We start from the raw sequence: 1,763 nt of genomic DNA on the forward strand, positions 1-1,763 counted from the left end.
CACGCGGTGACCCCGGGCATGACCGCCCAATCGCCCACCAGCCGCTCCCGCTCCCCCGGGGCCAGCATCGACAGCGCGGAAACCGGCCGGGAAGGCTCGGACACGGCGGCGGCCAGCAGCGTGTTCAGGTGCTCCCCGAACCTCGCGACAGTCGGCGCGTCGAACAGTTCGGCGCTGTACTCGACGAGCGCCCGCAGCCCGCCCTCGTACTCCTCGAATTCGACGGTCAGGTCGAACAGAGCCGAGTCCCGCTCCAGCGGGTAGTCGGAGACGCGGACCTCGCCAAGGCTCGGCTGCATGCCGGGTGCGTTCTGCAGCACCACCATGGCCTGCACGAGCGGTGTGCGGCTCGTGTCACGCTCCGGCTGCACCGCTTCCACCAGGCGCTCGAACGGCACGTCCTCATGGGTGAACGCGTCGAGCACCGTATCCCGCACCTGCCCGAGCAGGGTGCCGAAGGGCGTGTCCGGGTCAATGTGCGAACGCAGCACGACCGTGTTGACCAGGAAGCCGACCAGCTGCTCCAGACCCGAGCCGCTCCGGCCGGCGGAAGCCGTGCCGACGGCGATGTCCCGCTGCCCGGTGTAGCGGGCGAAGACCGCCTTGACGGCCGCCGTCAGCGCCATGAACAGGGTCGCGCCCTGCGTGCGCGCCAGCTCCTTGAGCCCGTTTACGGTAGCGGCTGGCACGTCGAAGCCGTGGACGCCGCCCTTCGACGAGCGCACGGCCGGGCGCAGCCGGTCGGTGGGCAGGTCCAGCGGTGTGATGCCGTCGAGGCGGGCGCGCCACCAGTCGAGTTGCTCTTCCAGTAGGCCGCCGTCCTCCAGCCGGGCGCGCTGCCAGGTGGCGAAGTCCGGGTACTGGACAGTGACCTCGGGCAGGTCGGGCTCGCGGCCCTCGGTGCGGGCCGCGTACAGCTCGCCCAGCTCACGCGAGGCGACACCCATGGACCAGCCGTCTGTGACGATGTGGTGCATCCCCAGGACGCACACGTGCTCGTCGGCGCCGAGCCGGATGAGTAGAACCCGGACGAGGGGGCCGGTGCGCAGGTCGTACGGGCGGGCCAGCTCCTCCTGCGCGAGCTCCCGCAGCCGCCGCTCGCTCGCGGCTTCCTCGGCACGCCACTCCGGTTCCAGGACGGGGTGGATGATCTGCACGCCGCGGCTGTCGACCACGTCGAACGTCGTCCGCAGCGCTTCGTGGCGGGCCACGAGATCGCCGACCGCCGCACGGAGCGCGACCGCGTCCAAGGGGCCCGTCAGACGCAGCCCGACCGCCGAGTGGTACTCGGTGCCGCCCTCGTTGAAGTCCTCCAGGAACCACAGCCGCTGCTGGCCGAAGGACATCGGCAGCAGACTCTCGCGTGACACGACCGGGATCACCGGGGCGCCGACCGCCTCATCCGCCTTCGGAGCGAGGGCGGCCGCCAACTCGGCGACCGTCGGTGCTTCGAACAGCAGCCGCGGCGAGAGCTGTCCGCCAAGCGCCTGGCGGGCCTGGGAAGCGACCTGGATGGCGAGGATGGAGTCGCCGCCGAGTTCGAAGAAGTTGTCGTGGATGCCAACCTTCTCCGCACCGAGGACGCCGGCCCAGACCGCCGCGAGGGTCTCTTCCGTGTCGTCGCGCGGGCCGGTGTACACGGCGCTGAGCCGCTCGGTACCGTTCCCGGGTTCGGGCAGTGCGCGGCGGTCGACTTTGCCGCTGGGGGTGAGGGGGAGGTGGTCGAGGGGGACGAAGACGGCGGGGACCATGTAGTCGGGGAG

1 protein-coding gene is annotated in these 1,763 nt (G+C 71.4%); it reads right to left on the reverse strand.

Annotated elements, in window-relative coordinates; genetic code table 11:
• Nucleotides 1–1,763: condensation domain-containing protein (locus ACZ7G3_RS35690; RefSeq protein ID WP_470930868.1), on the reverse strand; the 1,763-nt coding region annotated here is incomplete at both ends.

It is taken from the genome of Streptomyces sp. NPDC037271, assembly GCF_055603605.1.